20 protein-coding genes are annotated in these 20,344 nt (G+C 61.6%); 10 read left to right on the top strand and 10 right to left on the bottom strand.

Going from position 1 to position 20,344, the window contains the following annotated elements; all coding sequences use genetic code 11:
• The first annotated feature begins 28 nt into the window (after window positions 1–28).
• Window positions 29–649: a cell wall hydrolase gene (locus WA225_RS23195; RefSeq protein ID WP_422609791.1), complete on the top strand. Its 621-nt coding sequence runs from the start codon at window positions 29–31 to the stop codon at window positions 647–649.
• Here WA225_RS23195 and WA225_RS23190 read toward each other — a convergent pair.
• The gene (locus tag WA225_RS23190) at window positions 646–1,533 is read right to left on the bottom strand and encodes a LysR family transcriptional regulator (protein WP_422609790.1); all 888 of its coding nucleotides are present in this window, start codon (window positions 1,531–1,533) and stop codon (window positions 646–648) included. The two genes, WA225_RS23195 and WA225_RS23190, sit on opposite strands and share 4 nt — an antisense overlap.
• 103 nt (window positions 1,534–1,636) lie before the next feature.
• On the opposite strand from WA225_RS23190, the gene WA225_RS23185 reads away from it, so the two are divergent.
• The gene (locus WA225_RS23185; RefSeq protein ID WP_422609789.1) at window positions 1,637–3,034 is read left to right on the top strand and encodes an MFS transporter; all 1,398 of its coding nucleotides are present in this window, start codon (window positions 1,637–1,639) and stop codon (window positions 3,032–3,034) included.
• 102 nt (window positions 3,035–3,136) lie between these two features.
• Here WA225_RS23185 and WA225_RS23180 read toward each other — a convergent pair whose 3' ends face one another.
• The 4 genes from WA225_RS23180 to WA225_RS23165 form a co-directional block, all read right to left on the bottom strand.
• Window positions 3,137–4,585, bottom strand: coding sequence for a heavy metal sensor histidine kinase (locus tag WA225_RS23180; protein ID WP_422609788.1), 1,449 nt, complete (start codon window positions 4,583–4,585; stop codon window positions 3,137–3,139).
• Window positions 4,582–5,253, bottom strand: coding sequence for a heavy metal response regulator transcription factor (locus WA225_RS23175; protein WP_422609787.1), 672 nt, complete (start codon window positions 5,251–5,253; stop codon window positions 4,582–4,584). The genes WA225_RS23180 and WA225_RS23175 overlap by 4 nt, the downstream gene beginning before the upstream one ends.
• Window positions 5,254–5,262: 9 nt before the next feature.
• Entirely contained in the window at window positions 5,263–5,520 is a 258-nt protein-coding gene (locus WA225_RS23170; protein ID WP_422609786.1) for a DUF2790 domain-containing protein, read from the bottom strand.
• 254 nt (window positions 5,521–5,774) lie between these two features.
• On the bottom strand, window positions 5,775–6,488 hold the full coding sequence (locus WA225_RS23165) for a murein L,D-transpeptidase catalytic domain family protein (protein WP_422609785.1): 714 nt from the start codon (window positions 6,486–6,488) through the stop codon (window positions 5,775–5,777).
• A 151-nt stretch (window positions 6,489–6,639) separates the two neighbouring features.
• Here WA225_RS23165 and WA225_RS23160 point away from each other — a divergent pair, with 151 nt between their 5' ends.
• Window positions 6,640–8,256: a L,D-transpeptidase family protein gene (locus tag WA225_RS23160; RefSeq protein ID WP_422609784.1), complete on the top strand. Its 1,617-nt coding sequence runs from the start codon at window positions 6,640–6,642 to the stop codon at window positions 8,254–8,256.
• Between the two features lie 3 nt (window positions 8,257–8,259).
• On the opposite strand, the gene WA225_RS23155 is transcribed toward WA225_RS23160, so the two are convergent.
• Entirely contained in the window at window positions 8,260–8,775 is a 516-nt protein-coding gene (locus WA225_RS23155) for a DoxX family protein (protein WP_422609783.1), read from the bottom strand.
• Between the two features lie 380 nt (window positions 8,776–9,155).
• Here WA225_RS23155 and WA225_RS23150 point away from each other — a divergent pair, with 380 nt between their 5' ends.
• The 3 genes from WA225_RS23150 (at window position 9,156) to WA225_RS23140 (ending at window position 12,360) form a co-directional block, all read left to right on the top strand.
• Window positions 9,156–10,040 carry a LysR substrate-binding domain-containing protein gene (locus WA225_RS23150; protein WP_422609782.1) on the top strand — a complete coding sequence of 295 codons (885 nt, stop codon included), beginning with the start codon at window positions 9,156–9,158 and terminating at the stop codon, window positions 10,038–10,040.
• 104 nt (window positions 10,041–10,144) lie between these two features.
• A complete protein-coding gene (gene aguA, locus WA225_RS23145; RefSeq protein ID WP_422609781.1) occupies window positions 10,145–11,260 on the top strand; it encodes an agmatine deiminase in 1,116 nt (371 codons plus the stop codon).
• 2 nt (window positions 11,261–11,262) lie between these two features.
• On the top strand, window positions 11,263–12,360 hold the full coding sequence (locus tag WA225_RS23140; RefSeq protein ID WP_422609780.1) for an extracellular solute-binding protein: 1,098 nt from the start codon (window positions 11,263–11,265) through the stop codon (window positions 12,358–12,360).
• Between the two features lie 246 nt (window positions 12,361–12,606).
• On the opposite strand, the gene WA225_RS23135 is transcribed toward WA225_RS23140, so the two are convergent.
• The 3 genes from WA225_RS23135 to WA225_RS23125 are packed head-to-tail and all read right to left on the bottom strand — an operon-like array spanning window position 12,607 to window position 15,150.
• Complete coding sequence (locus tag WA225_RS23135) at window positions 12,607–13,236, bottom strand: DNA-3-methyladenine glycosylase family protein (protein ID WP_422609779.1); 630 nt, start codon at window positions 13,234–13,236, stop codon at window positions 12,607–12,609.
• Window position 13,237: 1 nt separating this feature from the next.
• Entirely contained in the window at window positions 13,238–14,035 is a 798-nt protein-coding gene (locus WA225_RS23130) for an isocitrate lyase/PEP mutase family protein (RefSeq protein ID WP_422609778.1), read from the bottom strand.
• A 32-nt stretch (window positions 14,036–14,067) separates the two neighbouring features.
• Window positions 14,068–15,150 carry a bifunctional transcriptional activator/DNA repair enzyme AdaA gene (locus WA225_RS23125; protein ID WP_422609777.1) on the bottom strand — a complete coding sequence of 361 codons (1,083 nt, stop codon included), beginning with the start codon at window positions 15,148–15,150 and terminating at the stop codon, window positions 14,068–14,070.
• Between the two features lie 107 nt (window positions 15,151–15,257).
• On the opposite strand from WA225_RS23125, the gene WA225_RS23120 reads away from it, so the two are divergent.
• Window positions 15,258–15,671 (top strand): VOC family protein, encoded by a 414-nt coding sequence (locus WA225_RS23120; protein ID WP_422609776.1) that lies wholly within the window; start codon window positions 15,258–15,260, stop codon window positions 15,669–15,671.
• Here the strand turns inward: WA225_RS23120 and WA225_RS23115 are convergent.
• Complete coding sequence (locus WA225_RS23115; RefSeq protein ID WP_422609775.1) at window positions 15,668–16,288, bottom strand: LysE family translocator; 621 nt, start codon at window positions 16,286–16,288, stop codon at window positions 15,668–15,670. The two genes, WA225_RS23120 and WA225_RS23115, sit on opposite strands and share 4 nt — an antisense overlap.
• 275 nt (window positions 16,289–16,563) lie before the next feature.
• Between WA225_RS23115 and WA225_RS23110 the strand changes: the two genes are divergently transcribed.
• The 3 genes from WA225_RS23110 to WA225_RS23100 all read left to right on the top strand — a co-directional run bounded on the left by WA225_RS23110 (window position 16,564) and on the right by WA225_RS23100 (window position 20,243).
• Complete coding sequence (locus WA225_RS23110) at window positions 16,564–17,178, top strand: biliverdin-producing heme oxygenase (RefSeq protein ID WP_422609774.1); 615 nt, start codon at window positions 16,564–16,566, stop codon at window positions 17,176–17,178.
• Window positions 17,175–19,412 carry an ATP-binding protein gene (locus tag WA225_RS23105; protein WP_422609773.1) on the top strand — a complete coding sequence of 746 codons (2,238 nt, stop codon included), beginning with the start codon at window positions 17,175–17,177 and terminating at the stop codon, window positions 19,410–19,412. The genes WA225_RS23110 and WA225_RS23105 overlap by 4 nt, the downstream gene beginning before the upstream one ends.
• Before the next feature lie 243 nt (window positions 19,413–19,655).
• Complete coding sequence (locus tag WA225_RS23100) at window positions 19,656–20,243, top strand: LysE family translocator (RefSeq protein ID WP_422609772.1); 588 nt, start codon at window positions 19,656–19,658, stop codon at window positions 20,241–20,243.
• Window positions 20,244–20,344: the final 101 nt, after the last annotated feature.

Here is a 20,344-nt window from a genome sequence, read left to right as displayed (position 1 = left end):
CGACTCGGGCGCTGCCGGAAGAACTGACATGGGATTGAAAGGCTTGGCTGGATGTCTGGTATTTACCCTGTTGGCCGGCTCTGCATGGGCCACCGATCAGGCCCCGATCAAAGCAAAGGCTGAAGAAAAAGCCCAAGTGCTGGAAGAGAAAGCAGCGGACAAAGTCAGCGCCGCGCCGGCGCCGAAAGCCGAAGCGATCACCCCGACCGAAGTGCAAGCGGTCGACCCGGCCGGCGCGGCGCCGCTGGACGATCCGATCACTTGTCTGGCGCGCAGTATCTACTGGGAAGCCAAGGGCAAGGACACTCCGGAAATGGAAGCCGTGGCCAGTGTGGTGATGAATCGCCTCGGTCACGAGGGCTTTCCCGACACGGTATGTGCTGTCGTCAAACAAGGTTCGGAAACCAAGAGCTGCCAGTTTTCCTGGTGGTGCGACGGCAAGCCGGATCAGGTCAAGGAAGATGCCGAATACACGCTGGCCAAGGATATCGCCCGCAAGGCTTTGAACCGCCAACTCAAGGATCGCACCAACGGCGCGCTGTATTTCCATGACCGCAATGTGCATCCGAGCTGGGCCAAGGAGTACCGCAAGACTGCCGAAACGAAAAAATTCCTCTTCTACAAACCAGCGGGTGGCGACGCGCGTTAAGCGCAGACCTGCCGCACGCAATCGCGCAACCAGCGATGCGCCGGGTCGGCGTCCATGCGCGGATGCCAGAGCATCGACACGCTAATGTCCGGCATCGCGAAGGGCAGGGCGAAACTGTGCAGGCCGGTGCGCAGTTTGCTCGTATGCCTTTGCGGGACCGTGGCGATCAGCTCTGATTCACGCACCAGCGTCAGCGCCGCCGAGAATCCGCCGAATGAAGTGACGATGTCCCGTGTCAGGCCGAGCGCGAGTAACGCTTCGTCGACCGGGCCGCTGCTGCGCCCGCGTCGAGAAATCAGAATGTGCTGTCCACCCGCGAAGCGTTTGCTGGTGACGTTCCCCGCGCTCAACGGATGCCCCTCGCGCACCACGCCAATCCACTGATCCTGAAACAGGATGCGGCTGTGCAGCGTCGGGTCGGTGCTGTCGTCGACCACCCCGGTTTCCAGATCAACGCGGCCTTCGCGCAGCGGCGTGCTGTCCTTGTCGGCTTTCTGCACAAAACGCAGGCGCACGCCGGGCGCCTCTTCGGCGATGCGCGCAAGCAGGGCGGCGGCAAAGGTTTCGACAAAACCGTCGGTGTTACGCAGGGTAAAGGTGCGTTGCAATCGGCGCGGGTCGAGCACCTCGGCAGGGCGTAAAACCGCCTCGGCTTCCTGCACTAGATGACTGACCCGTTCGCGCAGTTCCAGAGCGCGCGGCGTCGGCACCAGGCCACGACCTGCGCGCACCAGCAACGGATCTCCGGTGGTTTCGCGCAGACGGGCGAGGGCGCGACTCATCGCCGATGGGCTCAGCCGCAGGCATTTGGCGGCACGGGCGACGCTGCCTTCGCGCAGCAAGACGTCGAGGGTGATCAGCAGGTTCAGGTCCGGTGCGGTCATGATATGGCGTTCCATGCAGGTATTGAGTGCAAAGCATGCGTCTTGCGCCTTGCCTTGTCGAGGCTCACGCTATGACGCATCACCTTTGCCCTGCGAGCCCCTCATGCCCCGCGAACCCCTGAGCACACCCGCCCGATGGGCGCTGACCAGTCTGGCCTTGTCGATGTTGATGCCGTCGCTGGACACCAGCATCGCCAACGCCGGGTTGCCGATTCTGGCGGCGGCGTTCGAGGCGACGTTCGCGCAGGTGCAATGGATCGTGCTGGCCTACCTGCTGGCGATCACCACATTGATCGTCAGTGTCGGGCGTCTGGGTGACGGCGTCGGCCGGCGGCGATTGCTGTTGATCGGGATCGGCATTTTCACCAGTGCCTCGTTGGCCTGTGCGCTGGCACCGGGGCTTGGCTGGTTGATCGGCGCACGGGCGGTGCAAGGTGTTGGCGCGGCGATCATGTTTGCCTTGACCGTGGCATCGGTGGCCGATGCGGTGCCGAAGACGCGGGCGGGCAGCGCGATGGGGTTGCTGGCAACGATGTCGGCGACTGGCACCAGTCTTGGGCCGTCGCTGGGCGGCCTGTTGATGACGCATGTCGGCTGGCAGGCGATTTTTCTGCTCAACGTGCCATTGGGCTTGCTCAATATTTGGCTGGTGTACCGCTTTTTGCCAGCGGATCGGCCAACAGGGCCGCGCGCAGCGTTCGATTATTCTGGCAGCGCCGTGCTGGTGCTGACGCTGGCGGCCTATGCGCTGGCGATGACGCTTGACGGTTTGATGTTGCCGTTGCTGCTGGCCAGCTTGTGCGGCGCAGGGTTGTTTATTTTGGTCGAGATGAAGGCCAAGGCGCCGTTGATTCGTTTGTCGCTGTTTAGCGACGCGCGACTGAGCAGCAGTCTGGCGCTGACCTTGCTGGTGACGACCGTAATGATGACCACGCTGGTGGTCGGGCCGTTTTATCTGAGCCGTGGCTTGGGCCTGAGCAGTGCGATGGCGGGGTTGGCGTTGTCGGTCGGGCCGTTGTTGTCTGCGTTTGGCGGCGTACCGGCCGGGCGTTTGGTGGACCGCTTTGGTGCACGGCGGATCGTCCCGGGCGCGTTGCTCGGGCTGGCCTGCGGGTGCGGCTTGTTAGCACTGTTGCCGATGCGTCTGGGGCTGCCGGCATATTTGCTGTCGATCAGCGTGGTCGCGATCAGTTATGCGTTGTTTCAGGCGTCCAACAATACCGGGTTGATGGCGGGTGTCCGTCAGGAGCAGCGTGGCGTGGTCTCGGCGATGCTCGGGCTGGCGCGCAATCTCGGCTTGATCACTGGCGCGGCGGTGATGGGCGCGGTGTTTGCGCTGGCGGCGGGCGATCCGACACAGGCGCCGGCAACGGCGATTGCCAGCGGATTGCACATCACTTTTGGCGTCGCGGTGGCGTTGATGCTGATAGCGCTGATCGTCAGCCGAGCCGAGATCAAGCTGTGGGAGCGACAGCGCGCCGATTCGACCTGCTCGCGATAGCTGCGGGTAAGGGAAAGTTGATGTTGATCAAGCTGGCCTCATCGCTGGCAAGCCAGCTCCCACAGGGTTTTGGGTTGGCCGGAGATTTGGATTCAGCGCCTATCATTGTGGGAGCTGGCTTGCCAGCGATGGCGGTTTAACAGGCAATGACGATGGTTGCCGGGCCGGGAAAAACAGTTCGAAGCAGGTGATGCCGTTGGCACTGCTGGCGCTGTAGCGGCCTTGATGCAATTGCATGATGGTCGCGACGATCGACAGGCCCAGACCGTTGGATTGTGCCGAGCGCTCACGGGACTGATCGACACGGTAGAAGCGTTCGAACAGCCGCGCCAAGTGTTCAGGGGCAATGGTTGTGCCGTGGTTGCGTACCCGCAGGTAAGCGCCGTCCGGCTCGGCAATCGCCTCCACCTGCACCGTCGAATCCGCCGCGCCGTACTTGATCGCATTGGCGCACAGGTTGGCCAACGCACGCCGCAGCAGCATCGGCTCGGCCCAGATCACACCGCTGCCACGGGCCTCGATGCACACACCGATATCCGCCGCCAGGCCTTCAAAATAATCGGCAATGCGCTGCATCTCATCCGCCGCATCCAGTTCCTGACGCTGGCTCAAGGCACTGGCCGGATCGGTGCGGGCCAGAAACAACATGTTGTCGAGCATCCGTGTCAGGCGTTCGAGCTCTTCGACGTTGGAGGCGAGCAATTGCTGATAGGCCTCGACACTGCGGTTCTGCTGCAGCGCGACCTGGGTTTCGCCGAGCAGATTGTTGATCGGCGTGCGCAACTCATGCGCCATGTCGGTGGACACCTGACTCAACTGCGCAAAGCCCTTGGCGAGGCGATCGAGCATGGCGTTGAACGCCTCGATCATCGGCTGCAACTCCCGAGGAGAACCATGACTGTCGAGGCGTTCACCGAGGTTGCCGACGCCGATACCGTGGGCGTGTTTCGCCAGTCGCCGTAACGGCAGCAAACCGCGATACACCAGCAGGCATCCGACCACTGCCAACAACAGCGCTGCCAGCGAGGCGAGGCCATAAACACTCAAGCGGTAGTTGGCGAGCATCGCCGTGCGCTCGCTCATCAGGCGCCCGGTGGTGACTTGCAGATTGCCCAGTTCGCCGGAATCGATACTCGCCGCCACCGCCGAAAACGGCACACCGTCGACGCTCGGCAGATGCTGCACGTCTTTCAGCGTCATCGCCTGATCGATGGGCACCGCCGGCAACGTCGGCGGCTTCAGATTACCCGGGTTGACCACCAGCAGCGGCGGCTGCCCCGGTGCACCGATGGTCAGCAAGGCTTCGCGGTTGCCGAGCATGTTCTGGAACAGCGCCGGTTTGTTCTTGATCAGCTCCAGTGTGTTGCTGTCGTTGAGGAAGGTACGCAGTTGATCGACGCGGCTGACCAGCGAGATGTCGTCGCGGCGCGTCAGTTGCTCTTCGAGTTCGCCATACAGCGCCGCGCCGAGGCCGGCCAGCGAAGCGAAGGCGAGCAGGGCGAACACCAGCGCCAGGCGCAGGGTCAGGGAATACGGGCGACGGCCGCTCATGGCTGCGTATCGAAGCGGTAGCCGATGCCACGCACGCTGTGGATCAGCTTGAGCTGGAACGGATCGTCGATCTTCGCCCGCAAGCGGCGCACGGCGACATCGACCACGTTGGTGTCGCTGTCGAAGTTCATGTCCCAGACCCGCGAGGCGATCAGCGAGCGCGCCAGCACCTGCCCGGTATGGCTGGCGAACAATTGCAGCAACGCGAATTCCTTGTTGGTCAGGGCGATGCGCACCCCGGCGCGGCTCACGCGGCGCTTGAGCACGTCGATCTGCAGGTCGGCGACTTGTAATTGTTCGTCTTCATGAATCGGCCCACGGCGGGTCAGGGTGCGCAGGCGCGCGACCAGTTCGGCGAAGGAAAAAGGCTTGATCAGGTAATCGTCGGCGCCCAGTTCGAGGCCTTTGACGCGGTCGGCGATGTCATCGCGGGCGGTGAGGAACAGCACCGGCGTGTCGGCTTCCTTGCGCAGCCGGCGCAGGACTTCCCAGCCATCCATTTTCGGCATCATCACATCGAGCACGATCACATCGAAACTGTGTTCCAGCGCCAGGTGCAGACCGTCGGCACCGTCGCGGGCGAGGCTGACGCTGTAACCCAGTTCCTGCAAACCGTTGAGCAGGTAATTGCCGGCCTTGGGTTCGTCTTCGACAACCAGAATATTCATCGATCAGTCTCAATGGTCATTGATGCAGCCGCTGCCTTGTACCTGATAGTCCAGCACATGTTCGCGGCCCCGATGGTCGAGGTAATTCAATTGCGCCGGGACCACACCGCACGCTTGTGAAATATCGGTGCTGGACAGGACTTTGTCGACATCCAGATTGACGTAGAAGCCGGATTTGTCATGAATCACGGCGGTATCGGGCATGTTTGCGGCGAACACGCTGCCGGTGGCGAGGAGGGCGGTGAAGGCGAGCAGAAGGCTTTTCATGATCAGTCACTCAGTGGTCGAAGTTGATCGGCATTGGCGCCGGGACAACATCAGGCTACCGAGCGATCCGCACGGCAAACCGACAGCTGAATGACAAAGTTGTAATGAAACGGTGTGTGAAGATTTTCCAGGCTAAACGCTAATCCTGTGGGAGCTGGCTTGCCAGCGATGATGCCGGCACAGTCAAAATTTTCATTGACTGATCCACAGCTATCGCTGGCAAGCCAGCTCCCACAGGGTTACAGGGTGTGCCGTTAACTGGCGTGAGTATTGAGAATGCTCGCCACCTGCTGCGGCTGGCAGTTCAAATAAGGCGAAGACTTCAACCAGCGCTGATCCGGGTACCACGAAAACATGAACTGGCCATTCTTCAACCGGTCGATCACCTGCCTGGCAATCTGCGGCCGAACTGCCGGGCAACCTTGGCTGCGGCCGATGCGCCCCTGTTTTTTGCTCCACAACGGATTCACATAACTGGCGGCGTGAATGACGATGGCGCGATCACGGGCCATGTCATTGAAGCCCGGCTCCAGACCGTCCATGCGCAAAGAATAGCCGTGAGTGCCGCTGTAACTTTCCTGCGTGCGGAACAGGCCAAGGCTGGACTGGTAGCTGCCTTCGACATTGGAAAACTGCGTGGCGAAGTTTTCCCCGGAATTGGAACCGTGGGCAACCAGATCGCGCAGTACCAATTTCTTTTTGCTGAGGTCGAAAATCCACAGACGGCGTTCAGTCGACGGTTGCGAATAATCGATGATCGCCAGATGGCGGGACGGCTTCGCCCCGTTGTTGACCGCGCATTGCATGGCGTTCAAAGCACCTTTCAGCGCCTGGGGATTGAGTTCTGGCGCGGCGTGCGCGAGGCTGGTGTAGAGAACCGGCGATGGCTTGCCGGCGGCAAAAACTGGACTGGACACGGCGACAAGGGTCGCGGTGGTCAACAGAAGTCGGCGCAAAAACGTCAACATTTTATAAAGTGTCCTCACTTGCTACTTATTTGGCACTTTGGCTCCTGACTCCCAGTCAATACCGGCAAGCCCGTTGATCGAGCCTGACTGTTCAGCGCACCTGATGTAAGGTTGGCCATCATCTAGACGGCCATGGATTGGAGTAAAGCAGTTGTTCAAAAAGTACGCATGCTACTTGAGCATTTGTTTGCTCGCTGCGCCGTTTGTCGCTTGTGCCGATGAGCCGCTGCCGCCGCTGGAGACATTGCCGACGCCGCCAGCAGAAATGCCGGTCGAGCCGCAGAGTCCGTTGCAAGCAGTGTTGATCAGTCTGCCGCAGTCATGCCCGGCGATTGCCGCGCACCTCAACGGCCCGGCGTTGACGCAGTTGCAGGCGTTCTACGCGCAACAGGACTGGATGCCGGTGTGGGCCAGTGAGGCTGCACGATTGCCGGCCTTGCACGCACAATTGCAGTTGTTGGCCGACGATGGCCTCAATCCAAAACGTTACCCGATCGCGACCACGGTGCCCCAGGACGGCGAGTTGTGTGCCGACATCGACATCAGTCGCAACTACCTCCAGGCCCTGCAAGACTTGCACTACGGGCGCCTGCTGCAATCGCACTTCGAACCGTTGTGGCATGCCGATGAGGCACCGCGCGACCGCCAGGCGCAATTGCTCGCCATCGCTGTGCCGGGCATGCACGACATCGCGGCGGCGTTCGATCTGGCCCGTCCGCGTCTGGCGCAATATCAAAACCTGCGTCACCTGTATGCCGCGCAACGCCTGAAAGCCTTGCCGCAGTGGCAGGCCGTTGGCAACGGCCCTTTGCTGCGCCCGGCGATGGAAGACAAACGCGTGCCGGAACTGGCTCAGCGTCTGTACAACGAAGGCTATCTGACTCACGTCATTGGCACCCCCGACAACGCCTACGACGGCGCGCTGGTAGAGGCCGTGAAGAGTTTTCAGGCCAACCATTCCTTGCAGGCTGACGGTGTGGTCGGGCCGGGGACGATTGCCGAACTCAACATCAGTCCGCTGACCCGCCGTGAACAGTTGCGGGTCAACCTCGAGCGTTTCCGCTGGATGGCTCAGGACATGGAACCCGATGGCTTGCTGGTCAACGTGGCTGCCGCCGAACTGACGCTGTATCAGGGCGGCGTGCCGGTGTGGCAGACACGCACTCAGGTCGGCCGCGCCGAACGTCAGACGCCGCTGCTGAAATCCCGCGTGACACGCCTGACCCTGAACCCGACCTGGACCGTGCCGCCGACCATCTGGAAGGAAGACAAACTGCCGGCGATCCGCAAGGACCAGACCTTCCTCAGCCGCCAGAATCTGCAAGTGCTCGACGCCAACGGCCAGCCGCTGGCGGCAGCGGACATCGACTGGGACAACCCCGGCAACATCCTCCTGCGTCAGGACGCCGGGCCGCGCAATCCGTTGGGGCAAATGGTCATCCGCTTCCCCAACCCCTTCTCGGTGTACCTGCACGACACGCCGAGCAAGGCGTTGTTTGAAAAAGGCCCACGCGCCTTCAGCTCCGGTTGCGTGAGGGTCGAGCATCCGATGCAACTGCGCGACCTGCTGCTCACTCCGGCAGAGAAGGCCCGCACCGAGACTTTGCTGGCCACCGGCACCACCCACGAATTCCGCTTGTCGGCGCCGGTGCCGATCCTGATGACTTACTGGACCGTGCAAGTCGACAGTGCCGGGCGTGTGCGTTACGCGCCGGACATCTACAGCCGTGACAGCGCGTTGCTCGCCGGACTCGACCGGGCGCATTGAGCCTCAGCGGGTGCTTCTGTTCCAGAACACCCGCGCCAGCCACGCATCGACACTCAACTTGCCAGCCCCGGCGAACACCAGCGGCAGCAACGCCGCCAGGTAAATCGCCGGCAGCTTGAAGTTGCCGAAGCCCTTGTTGGTGATTGCATACCCCTGCGCCAGTTCGCTCAGCGTCGACCAGTCGGCCGGCCAGTGCACGGCGGCGGTGGCGACGACAGTGACCACGATCAGCGAAATCGCCGAGAGGCGCGTACCGAACCCGACCAGAATCGCCAGCGCACAGATCAGTTCGGCCCACATCGACAGCTCCCAGTTCAGCGTCGCCGGCAGGTGATCGAAGGGGAAGGGGAATCGCTCCTGAATGTCTTCGAACCAGTTCTGCCCGTTGAATTTCTCCAGTCCGGATTCGAAGAATTCCCAGGCGATGAACAGGCGCAGGGTCAGCGGCGCGAGCCAGGTGCCGGCGCGGTCGAGGTTCAGGTGCAGGGCTTTGATGGCGGTTGAGAAGGTGGCTGTCATGGTGCATCTCCGGTGGATTGGGCAAGGTGAATCGACCGGGGCATTTCAGCGTTGGGGTGTATCGGGGGTGTGTCGGCGGGGTGGGGGATTGTGCTTTTGGTGTGTCTGCGGCTTCGGGGTATACAGTGCGATACAGTCAAAAGCCCCTCACCCTAACCCTCTCCCAGAGGGAGAGGGGACTGACCGAGGTGTCTTGCGTCATCCATCGACCTGAAAAATCCAGTCGACTATGGATTCACCGAAGCACATTCAGGTCGGCGTACATCTTCAATATCCCCCGATCGGCTCCCTCTCCCCCTGGGAGAGGGCTGGGGTGAGGGTAACGGGCTGGACTCATATCGACGAGCCAGTCAGCATGACCAAAAAAATGGATCCCCCCCATGCGACGACTCCCCTCACTGGCCGCCCTGCGCACCTTCGAATGCGCCGCCCGTCACGCGCATTTCGGCCGGGCCGCCGCCGAACTGTGCGTCACCGACAGCGCCGTCAGCCATCAGATCCGCCAGCTCGAAGAACAACTCGGCGTCTCACTGTTCATCCGCGAAGGCCGACAAATCCGCCCAACCATCGCCGCCGGACGCCTGATGCAAAGCCTGCAACAGGCCTTCGAACTGATCGGCGAGGCCTGCGATGAGCTGCGTGATCCATCCTCACTGGCCGTGCTCAGACTGGCGGTCACCGCCGAACTCGCGCAGAAGTGGCTGATGAGCCGCCTCACCGATTTCTATGCACGTTACCCGCACATCACCTTGCACCTCTACGAACAACCGATCGACGCCACCGGCCCCGGCGAAGACATCGATCTGGCCATCACCTACGGCACTGGTCCGGTGGACAGCAGCGCCTACTTCGTCCGTCCGCTGCCAGCCCTGCAGTTCTTCCCGGTATGCAGTCCCGGTTTGTTCAACCAGGGCACCTTGAAAAACCCAAAGGATCTGGCCCGCCACTGCCTGCTGCACGACGATCAGGACGGCAAGACCTGGACCGCCTGGTTGACCAGTCACGCCGGCGATCAACGCCCGCAACGTCAGTTGTATTTCGCCCATGCAGGCCTTGCGCTGGAAGCAGCGGCGCAAGGGCAGGGCGTGGCGATGGGCGACAACCTCACGGCGCAGGAGGATCTGCAAAGTGGCCGACTGGTGCGGCCCTTCGCTTCCAGCATGACCGCGCTCGGCCAGTACGCGTTGGTCTGCGAGCGGCTGCGGCTGGAGCGTCCGGCAGTGGCGCAGATGCTCGAATGGTTCAACGATCAACTGGTCGATTGATGAGTTGAATTCAACTGTTCCGTAATAATCATCGTTGGCGGGCGCGCTGCGTGCGCCCTTAGCCTGTGGTCATTCCCATCCCATCGCGAAGACGAGGTTTGACCATGGCACGTTTGCTCGACTCCACCCCTAAACACGACGGCTTCCGTCTGCCCGGCGAATTCGAAGCCAAGTCCGGCTGCTGGCTCGGCTGGCCGGAGCGCACCGACGTCTGGCGCAACGGCGCAAAACCGGCGCAGAAAGTCTGGGTGCAGATCGTCACCGCCATCTCCCACAGCGAGCCTGTCACCGTGTGTGCCTCCGCTGCGCAATTCGCCACGGCGCGTCGGCAGTTACCGCCACAAGTGCGCGTGGTCGAGATGACCTGCAACGACACCTGGTTTCGCGACAGCGGCCCATGCTTTGTGGTCAACGATCAGAGCGGTGAAGTGCGCGGCGTGGATTTTGAGTTCAACGCCTATGGTGGTCTCGACGGCGGGCTGTACTACCCGTGGGACAAGGACGACCAGATCGCCTGCAAGATCCTCGAAATCGAGCGTTTCGACCGTTACCGCGCGCCGCTGATTGCCGAGCTGGGCGGCATCCAGAGTGACGGCCAGGGCAGCATCCTCACCACCGAACAATGCCTGCTCAACCGCAATCGCAACCAGCATCTGGGCAAGGACGAAGTGACCCGGCGCCTGACCGATTACCTCGGTGCCGAGCAAGTGATCTGGCTGCCACGCGGCTGCAAGTTCGACGAAACCGATGGCCATGTCGACGACCTCGCCTGTTTCGTCCGTCCCGGCGAAGTGGTGTTGCAATGGACCGACAATCGCGACGATCCGCAGTGGGAAATCTATCAGGAAGCCTACGACATCCTGCGCAGCACCCGCGACAGCCGGGGACGCGAGCTGATCGTGCACAAACTGCCGCAACCGGACGTGCTCGAGTGGACCGCCGAAGAAGCCGACGGCCTCGATCAGCAGGACAGCACCCACACCCGTCAGGCCGGCACGAAAATCTGCGCGTCGTACATCAACTACTACGCCGGCAACAGCTCGATCGTGGTGCCGCTGTTTGGTGATCGCAACGATCAAGTGGCGTTGGCGACGCTGGCCGAACTGTTCCCGCAGCACAAAATCGTCGGCATCGAAAACTCCCGGGAAATCCTCCTTGGCGGCGGCAATGTCGCGTGCATCACCATGCCGCAATACGCCGGCCTGAAAAAGGGAGCCTGAACATGCGCCTGCACCAACTGACTCAAGCGTTATTGCTGGTGCTTGCACCCTTGTGTGTGCAGGCTGCCGACACCGCCAAACCGGTGGTTAATCTGTACATCTGGGGCGAGTACCTGGCGCCGGATACGCTGAAAAATTTCGAGGCGCAGACCGGCATTCACGTGGTCGCCGATCACTTTGATTCGCTGGAAACCGTCGAGACCAAACTGCTCACCGGGCGCAGCGGCTACGACCTGGTGCTGACCGCCGGCCAGCACCTGTCGCGGGCCATCGAAAGCGGCGCGATCCAGCCGCTGGACAAGGCCCGGGTGCCGCATTTTGCCGGGGTCGGTGAAGAGTTTCGCCAGCACATGGCGGTGTTCGATCCGGGTAATCGCTACGCAGGAATCTATGCCTGGGGCACCACCGGCGTGGGGTTTCAGGAAGAGGCGATCAAGCAACGTTTGCCGGATGCACCTACGGACAGTTGGGCGATGTTGTTCGATCCGGCGGTGGTGGCGAAATTCGCCGATTGCGGGGTGAGTCTGCTCAACGATCCCAACGAAGTATTCGCCGCTGTCATGAAATACATGGGGCTGGACATCAACCGGCAGAACCTCGATGACTTGAAACTCGCCGAGCTGCAACTGGCGAAGATCCGCCCCTATATCCGTTATTTCGATAATGACCTGAATATCAGCGATCTGGCCAACGGCAATACTTGCGTGGCGATGTCGTGGAACGGCAATGTGGCGATCGCGGCGGGTCAGGCAGAGGCGGCGAAGAAACCGTTCACGCTGAGTTATCGGATTCCGAAAGAGGGCACGTTGATCTGGTTTGATGCGATGGTGGTGCCCAAGGATGCGCCGCATCCGCAGGCCGGGTTGGCGCTGATGGATTATTTGATGACGCCGGAGGTGATTGCGCCGATCACCGACACCATTCATTACGCCAACGCTATTACGGCGGCGGATGGGTTGGTCGATGCATCGATTCGCAATGATCCGGGGACGTATCCCTCGGCCGATGTCAGGGCCACGTTGTATAGCAAGAATGACAATGGCAAGGCGTTCAATCGGGCGCTGATCCGGGCGTTCAGTCGGTTGAAGTCCGGGCTGTGAAAAGCTGACCCTCACCCCAGCCCTCTCCCTCCGGGAGAGGGGGCCGACCGAGGTGTCTTGCGTTAAACATCGACCTGAAAGACCGAGTCGATTATGGATCTAAGACTTGCCGGTCATGGATTTACAAGCGCTTTGTCAACCATGGCCTCAAAGGTCCTATTTCGATCATGGATTCACAAACGCTATTTCAAGTCGGCGTAACCTCCCAATCTCCCCCAATCAGTCCCCTCTCCCCCTGGGAGAGGGCTAGGGTGAGGGCAACAGTTTCGGCACCCGCCACAAATACCACGCCGCCACCGTCCGATACGGCCGCCACGCCAAACCAATCTCGACCATTTGCCTGCGCGTCGGCTGCACCTCAAGCCCCTTCAACCGCCGATAGCCCTCGCGCACACCAAAATCATCCGCCGGCAAAATATCGATGCGCTCCAGGCTGTAGATCAGCAACATCTCCACCGTCCAGCGACCGACCCCGCGCAAACTGACCAAACGCTCAATCAACGCCTCATCATCCATCGCCAGCGCCGTGGCGTAATCCGGCACCACGCCATCCAGCGTCGCCTGAGCAATCCCCTGAATCGTCGCAATCTTGCTCGCCGAAAACCCGCAACCGCGCATGCGCTCAAAATCAGTCGCCAGAATCTGCTCGGGACGCGGAAACGACTGCCCGGGAAACAACCCCACCAGCCGCCCGACAATCGCATCCCCGGCCTTGGCATGCAGTTGCTGATAAGCAATCGCCCGCACCAATGACTCATAAGGATCGCGCGCCGGATGCGGTTGATGCAGGCACGGGCCGACCGCTTCGATATGGCGCTGCCAGTGCGGATCGAGCGCGGCCAGAAACGCGCTGGCCGCTTCATAAGCGTCGGCCATGCTATTTCAGCAAGCCATTGACTTCGCCGTAGGTGAACGCCTTGAGGTCATGGGTGTCGAGTTTGCCGCTGGCCAGAAAGCTTTTTACCAGCCCGCCCATCGCGCCATAGAGGAATTCGGCGATGCCGGAGCCGGCGCTCAAGCGGCGCACGCCCAGCGCTTGCAGCGCTTGCGGCGACGGCAGGCAAGCAAAGCCAAGCACGTTGACCGGCAGCGCAGTGCCCTTGCAGATGGCCTCGATTTCATAGGCCGACGTGACGCCCGCCGCGAACAAACCATCGGCGCCGGCCGCTTGATAGAGTGCCGCGCGGCGCAGGGTTTCGGCGACGCGATCCTCGGCGGGCACCAGGCTTTTCAGATAGACATCGGTGCGCGCATTGATGAACAACTGCACGTCGCGCTTGCCGGCAACCTGCCGCGCCACTTCGATCTTGCGCGCGAGCAATTCAGGATCCGTCGAACCATCTTCGATATTGATGCCCACGGCACCCGCCGCGATCACCGCATCCAACACTTCGGCCACGCGCCCGAGGTCATCGGAGTAACCGGCCTCGACGTCCACGGTCAACGGAATGCTGATCACCCGGGCGATCGATTCCACCGTCGACACCAGACGTTCGAGGGGCAGGGTGTTGCCGTCCGGGTAACCGTGGGCCCAGGCCACCGCGGCACTGCTGGTGGCCACGGCCTTGCAGCCCAAGTGCTCGACCAGTCGCGCACCGGTGGCATCGGCGACGTTGGGCAGAACCAACAGGCCTTGCTGGTGCAACTGGTGAAACTGCGTAGCGAGCGCGTTCATCAAAAATCCTTCTTGTCAGTTGATCGGGTTGGTCAGAATGCCAATTGTTGGGTGAGTTGCACGGCGGCGTTTTCCAGCCGCAGCAGAAACGCCTTGCGCGGCTGCCCACCACCATAGCCGGTCAGCGAGCCATCTGCGCCGATCACCCGATGGCAGGGCACCACAATCGACAGCCGATTGTGCCCGTTGGCCAGACCGACCGCGCGACTGGCGCCGGGCTTGCCCAAACCGGCGGCGATGGCCCCGTAGGTGCTGGTGTGGCCGTAGGGGATTTGCAGTAACGCTGACCAGACCTGCCGGGCAAACTCGCTGCCGGGCAAGTGCAGCGGCACGCTGAATTCACTGAGTTTGCCGGCGAAATACGCCGCCAGTTGCTGCTCGATCTGCTGCAAATGCGCGTTGTGCCCCGGCGCGACCGCGTAGCCGTAGCGGTTCTGCAGTTCCTCGACTTCGCGGGTCAGCGCCGGGCGATCGAGAAACTCCAGCAACACCAGCCCCCGGCGCTCGGCCATGGCGATCATCGGCCCCAACGGTGTGGTCAGCCGGGTGAACAACAGTGGTTCACTCTGCGCGACGCGGCCGGGGGTGATGTGAAAGGACTTCTGAAAAGCGTCGCGAAAACCGCTGAGCGACTCATAACCCGAATCGAACGCAGCGTGATCAATCGAGGTGCCTTGCTTGATCCCGCCCAGCGCCATGCCCAGGCGGCGCGTGCGCAACCACGCATGGAAGGTCATGCCGAAATGCTGCTTGAACCAGCGCCGCAGCTTCAATGGCTCGATACCTTCGGCGAGCAGTTGCGCATCACTCCAGCGCATCTCTGGATCGGCCTCCACGGCGGTAAGCAAGCGCTGCACCCAGTCCGGCGCAATGGCCGCGGCGTCCAGGGGTTTGCAGCGCAGGCAGGCGCGATAGCCGGCCGACAGGCAATCCTCGGCATGGGCGAAGAACTCGACGTTCTGCGGTTTCGGCTTGCGCGCCGTGCAACTGGGGCGGCAGAAGATCCCGGTGGTTTTCACCGCCGTGAAAAACACGCCTTCATAGGCAGTGTCGCGTTCGAGCATGGCGCGAACCATTTCGGCGTGGGGCGGCAGGACAGCGGTTTGTATGTTCATGGGCTGAGAGTAAAACCAGTTTGTCGATGGCTCCACCGAAAAATCGACAGTGAATTTTTTCGATTCTGCACCACAATGTCCGGGTCGCTGAATGTGAGGAACCCAACATGCATCCCTTCACGATCCAACATATCGATCACATCGTCCTGCGCGTCGCCGATCTGCAACGCAGCATCGACTTCTACGGCCAGGTGTTCGGCGCCGAAGTGGTCAAGCGCAACGAACCGTTGGGCCTGATCCACCTGCGCGCCGGCACTTCGATGATCGACCTCGTCGACCTGCAAGGCGAACTCGGTCGCAAGGGCGGCGGGGCGGCCGGTACCGAGCGGCGTAACGTCGATCACTTCTGCCTGCGCATCGAACCGTTCGATGAAGCGGCGCTGATTGCACATCTGCAAACGTTCGGCCTGAACGTGGCAAAAGCCGAATCACGCTTCGGCGCCGAGGGCAAAGGCCTGTCGCTGTATTGCTTCGACCCGGACGGCAATCAGGTCGAACTCAAAGGTCCGTCCGAGGTTTAAGCGCGTTTCGCCAGCAACAGCACCGACGCCGCCGCCGACAGCAAGCCGGCGCAGCAACGATTGAATATCCGCTTGCCGCGCGGCTCGGCGAACCAGCGGCGCATGTGCAGGCCCATCCACGCGTAGGCGCTGATGGCGATCCACTCCAGCAGCAGAAACAGCACGCCCAGCACCGCGAACTGCGCCGGCACCGGCCGCGCCGGGTCGACGAACTGCGGCAGAAACGCGGTGAATAGCAGTATGGCCTTCGGGTTGCCCGCCGCCACCAGAAACTCCTGCCGCGCCAATGCAAAGAAACCAACGGTCGCGCCCGTTACCCGCTGTTCGGCCTCGGGATTGGCCCGCCACAACTGCCAGGCCAGGTACAACAGGTACGCCGCGCCAACGATCTTGATCGCATGGAACAGCCATTCCGAGGTCTGCAGCACCACCGACAGACCCGCGCCAGCCAGCGCAATCATCCCGGCGAACGCCAGAATCCGCCCGATGCCCGCCGTGCAGGCGCGGCGAAAGCCATAGCGCGTGGCGTTGCTGACCGACAGCAGATTGTTCGGCCCGGGGGCCATGTTCAGGGCGAAACAGGCCGGAAGAAACAGGGTGAGGGTGGCGAGATCCATGACGGCACTCCAGTAACGAGAACGATATTTTTATCACAGCCCCCACGCGCCCAGACCCATACAGTCACGCAGCGCTGTCGCGGTACAGCGCCCGGCGCTGTTGGTCAACGCGGTCGAACTTTTTGCAGATGCCTTTACTCTGTATCAATCAGAGGGTGATGGTTTCGTCAGAAAAAACTATCCATCCGGTCAGAAACGGCGATAGCCGTGTAAAATTTCGCCGACGTTGCACTCACCCCGTTTGGCCCCAGGCGGCCCCACCAAGAGCGATCTACATGCAAGCAAAGGCCCGTGAAGTTTATGTGCCACTGGTGCTGCAAGATCTGCGAGCCGGCACTGCCGAGTTGCACATCGCACTGGAAAAACGCCTTCCTTTTTTCTCCGATGCCCTCGATACGCAGGCCTTTGTACGGCTGATGCAGGCCTACTATGGCTTCTATCTGCCGTTGGAAAGTGCCTTGGTCCGCAGTGATGCAATTCCTGCCGATTTTGATCTGCCGCCTCGACTCAAAGCGCCAACCTTGCGCACTGATCTGCACGCGCTGGGCGTGTCTGCCGAAGCGCTGCAAGGTCTGCCGCAGTGTGCGCAGTTGCCGGTGATCGACTCAAGCGCTGCCTGCCTTGGCGTGCTCTACGTCCTCGAGGGCGCAACACTCGGCGGGCAGATCCTGCGCAGGGAAATCTCCGCTCGGTTGGGCCTGGAAGCCGACAACGGCGCAGCCTTTCTCGATATCTACGGCGCCGCCACGGGCCGGCGCTGGCGCGACTTCATCGAATATCTGGGCAATCGCCCGATCAGCGCCGACGAGCGCGCCGCTGTCGTCACGGCAGCACAAACCACATTCAGCTGTTTCGAGCGCTGGCTCGAAAGCCGGGAGGTACTGGCATGACTGCGCAGGACAAACAAGACTTTGAAGAACTGCTGGCCAATTGTGCCGATGAGCCTATTCGCTTCCCCGGTGCGATCCAGCCCCACGGTTTGCTGCTGACCCTCAGCGAGCCTGCATTGGCGATCATTCAGGTCAGCGCCAACGTTGAAACCTTGTTGGCGCGGGCGCCGCAAAGCCTGATCGGTCAGCCGTTGGAAAGCCTGATTGGTGATGCCGAAGCGGCGCAAGTGCGCGAAGCCTTGCTGCAACCGTCGCTGTCTGACCTGGAGCTGCTGCGCTTGCGGCTCAATGGCACCGCGTTCGAGGGCTTGCTGCATCGCCATCAGGGCGTGCTGATTCTGGAGCTGGAAATCCACGTCGAAAACTTCCAGCCGCGCAACGTCGCCGGCAACCAGACCCATCTGGGGCGCATGCTCCAGCGTCTGCAAGCGGCTACGACATTGCAGGCGCTGTACGACATCAGCGTCAAGGAAATCCAGGCGATGACCGGTTATGACCGGGTGCTGATCTATCGTTTCGAAGAGGAAGGCCACGGTCAGGTCATCGCCGAAGCCTCTGACCCGTCGATGGAAGTGTTCAATGGCCTGTTTTTCCCGGCCTCGGACATTCCCGAACAGGCACGCGAGCTGTATCGCACCAACTGGCTGCGGATCATCCCCAATGCCGATTATCAACCGGTGCCGCTGCTGCCGAAGCTGCGCCCGGACACTGACACGCCGCTGGACCTGAGTTTTGCCACGCTGCGCAGCGTGTCGCCGATCCACTGCCAGTACATGAAGAACATGGGTGTGCTGTCCTCGATGAGCATTTCCCTGCTCAAGGGCGACAAACTCTGGGGCTTGATCAGTTGCGGCAATCGCCAGCCGTTGCATGTGCCGCATGAATTGCGCGCGGCGTGCCAGACCATCGGCCAAGTGCTGTCGCTGCAGATCAGTGCGATGGAAGCGCTGGAAATCAGTCGTCAGCGTGAGGAAAAAGTCGAGGCGTTGGCGTTGCTCAATCAAGCGATGATCGACTCGCCGCAAAATGTCTTCGATGGACTGGCCAATCAGCCGCAAACGCTGATGGCGCTGACCAATGCCGGCGGCATCGCAATCATCGAAGACAAGCAACTGCACCGTTACGGCAACTGCCCGGAACCGGAAGAAATCCGCGCTTTGCACAAGTGGCTGCAGGAGCGCGGCGAACCGGTATTCGCCAGTCATCATCTGGCCAGCGTCTATCCGCCGGCCGCGCACTATCAGCAGGTCGCCAGCGGCGTACTCGCGCTGAGCCTGCCGAAACCGGTCGACAACGGCGTGTTGTGGTTCCGTCCCGAGGTCAAGGAAAACATCAATTGGAGCGGCGATCCGCGCAAGCCGCTGGACCTGGAAAACTCCGACGCCGGCCTGCGCTTGCGCCCGCGTACCTCGTTCGAGATCTGGAAAGTCGAGATGGCCGGGATCTCCACCAAGTGGAGCCACGGCGACCTGTTCGCCGCCAACGACCTGCGCCGTTCAGCGCTGGAAAACGATCTGGCCCGGCAAGTACGCCGCGAGCAGGAGGCGGTGCGCGCCCGCGATGAATTGGTGGCGGTGGTGTCGCACGATCTGCGTAACCCGATGACCGTGATTTCAATGCTCTGCGGCATGATGCAGAAGGCTTTCAGCTCCGACGGCCCGCACACTTCGCGCCGGATCTCCACGGCCATCGACACCATGCAACAGGCCGCCGGACGCATGAACACGCTGCTGGAAGACTTGCTCGACACCTCGAAAATCGACGCCGGGCGCTACTCCATCACCCCGCAAAAACTCGACGTCGGGCAGATGTTCGAAGAAGCGCAGGCACTGCTTGCGCCGCTGGCACTGGACAAGGACATCAGCATTTCCTTCGCCGCTGATGCTGATCTGCGCATTCATGCCGACCCGGAGCGGCTGTTTCAGGTGCTGTCGAACCTGGTCGGCAACGCGATCAAATTCACCCCGCGACTGGGCACGGTCGGCGTGCAGGCCACGTCTGTTGGCGATGACATCGTCTTCACCGTGCGCGACAGTGGCGAAGGCATTCCCAAGGAACATTTGCCGCATGTGTTCGACCGTTACTGGACGGTGAAAGAGGGCAATCCGACCGGTACGGGCCTGGGTTTGTACATCACCCAAGGCATCGTCGAAGCCCACGGCGGACGGATTTTCGCCGAGAGTGAGCCGGGGCAGGGCAGCGAGTTCCGCTTCACCGTGCCGCGCCTGGACTGAGCGTAGATTCTCATGTGGGAGCGAGCCTGCTCGCAAATGGGGTGTGATCGTTCCCACGCTCCGCGTGGGAATGCCTCAACGGACGCTCTGCGTTCGGCTCTGCAGGGGACGCGGAGCGTCCCGGGCTACATTCCCACGCAGAGCGTGGGAACGATCAGGATCACAGGGGCATTTTCTTCAATACCGGGGACCGGGCGCTCGCTACCGTGAGCACCTTGTTCCTCGATTTGAAGCAGGTGTGCGATGAGTCTGATTGTTTCCATGGCGGCGTTTGCGCTGGCGGCGTCCATCACGCCGGGACCGGTGAACATTGTGGCGTTGAGTGCCGGGGCGCAGTTCGGTTTTCGCGCCAGTCAGCGGCATGTCGCCGGGGCCACGTTAGGGTTTGTGTTGTTGCTGGTGCTAATGGGGTTGGGCCTGCATGAGGTTCTCAACCTCTGGCCGTTCATGACCCGAGTGGTGCAACTGGCCGGTGTCGTGTTTCTGCTGTTCATGGCGTGGAAACTGGCCATGGATGACGGGCAGTTGAATGCCAAGGATTCCGGGCGGGCGCCGTCGATGCTGTATGGCGCGGTGATGCAATGGCTCAACCCGAAAGCCTGGCTGGCCTGCGTCGCAGGGATGGGCGCGTTTGTCGCTGATGGTGAAGCGCGGTTGGTCTGGCAGTTTGCGGCGGTGTATCTGGTGATCTGTTATCTGTCGGTCGGCTGCTGGGTGTATGCCGGGACGTTTTTGCGTGGGTATCTGAGCAATGCGGCGGGGATGCGCTGGTTCAATCGGAGCATGGCGGGACTATTGGCATTGAGTGCAATCTACCTGCTGTTCACTTGACCCTGTGGGAGCGAGCTTGCTCGCGAAAGCGGTGTATCAGTCAATGGATGTGCTGACTGTTCCACAGCATTCGCGAGCAAGCTCGCTCCCACATTGATCGG

The sequence above is a fragment of the Pseudomonas sp. genome, assembly GCF_049300855.1.
Taxonomy (GTDB): Bacteria; Pseudomonadota; Gammaproteobacteria; order Pseudomonadales; family Pseudomonadaceae; genus Aquipseudomonas.
This window is presented reverse-complemented; position numbering and strand designations above follow the sequence as displayed.

Excerpts from the sequence above, each read along its gene's own strand:
- WA225_RS23195 (WP_422609791.1), top strand. The coding sequence starts at position 29 with ATGGGATTGAAAGGCTTGGCTGGATGTCTGGTATTTACCCTGTTGGCC.
- WA225_RS23190 (WP_422609790.1), bottom strand. The coding sequence starts at position 1,533 with ATGACCGCACCGGACCTGAACCTGCTGATCACCCTCGACGTCTTGCTG.
- WA225_RS23185 (WP_422609789.1), top strand. The coding sequence starts at position 1,637 with ATGCCCCGCGAACCCCTGAGCACACCCGCCCGATGGGCGCTGACCAGT.
- WA225_RS23180 (WP_422609788.1), bottom strand. The coding sequence starts at position 4,585 with ATGAGCGGCCGTCGCCCGTATTCCCTGACCCTGCGCCTGGCGCTGGTG.
- WA225_RS23175 (WP_422609787.1), bottom strand. The coding sequence starts at position 5,253 with ATGAATATTCTGGTTGTCGAAGACGAACCCAAGGCCGGCAATTACCTG.
- WA225_RS23170 (WP_422609786.1), bottom strand. The coding sequence starts at position 5,520 with ATGAAAAGCCTTCTGCTCGCCTTCACCGCCCTCCTCGCCACCGGCAGC.
- WA225_RS23165 (WP_422609785.1), bottom strand. The coding sequence starts at position 6,488 with ATGTTGACGTTTTTGCGCCGACTTCTGTTGACCACCGCGACCCTTGTC.
- WA225_RS23155 (WP_422609783.1), bottom strand. The coding sequence starts at position 8,775 with ATGACAGCCACCTTCTCAACCGCCATCAAAGCCCTGCACCTGAACCTC.
- WA225_RS23150 (WP_422609782.1), top strand. The coding sequence starts at position 9,156 with ATGCGACGACTCCCCTCACTGGCCGCCCTGCGCACCTTCGAATGCGCC.
- aguA (WP_422609781.1), top strand. The coding sequence starts at position 10,145 with ATGGCACGTTTGCTCGACTCCACCCCTAAACACGACGGCTTCCGTCTG.
- WA225_RS23140 (WP_422609780.1), top strand. The coding sequence starts at position 11,263 with ATGCGCCTGCACCAACTGACTCAAGCGTTATTGCTGGTGCTTGCACCC.
- WA225_RS23135 (WP_422609779.1), bottom strand. The coding sequence starts at position 13,236 with ATGGCCGACGCTTATGAAGCGGCCAGCGCGTTTCTGGCCGCGCTCGAT.
- WA225_RS23130 (WP_422609778.1), bottom strand. The coding sequence starts at position 14,035 with ATGAACGCGCTCGCTACGCAGTTTCACCAGTTGCACCAGCAAGGCCTG.
- WA225_RS23125 (WP_422609777.1), bottom strand. The coding sequence starts at position 15,150 with ATGAACATACAAACCGCTGTCCTGCCGCCCCACGCCGAAATGGTTCGC.
- WA225_RS23120 (WP_422609776.1), top strand. The coding sequence starts at position 15,258 with ATGCATCCCTTCACGATCCAACATATCGATCACATCGTCCTGCGCGTC.
- WA225_RS23115 (WP_422609775.1), bottom strand. The coding sequence starts at position 16,288 with ATGGATCTCGCCACCCTCACCCTGTTTCTTCCGGCCTGTTTCGCCCTG.
- WA225_RS23110 (WP_422609774.1), top strand. The coding sequence starts at position 16,564 with ATGCAAGCAAAGGCCCGTGAAGTTTATGTGCCACTGGTGCTGCAAGAT.
- WA225_RS23105 (WP_422609773.1), top strand. The coding sequence starts at position 17,175 with ATGACTGCGCAGGACAAACAAGACTTTGAAGAACTGCTGGCCAATTGT.
- WA225_RS23100 (WP_422609772.1), top strand. The coding sequence starts at position 19,656 with ATGAGTCTGATTGTTTCCATGGCGGCGTTTGCGCTGGCGGCGTCCATC.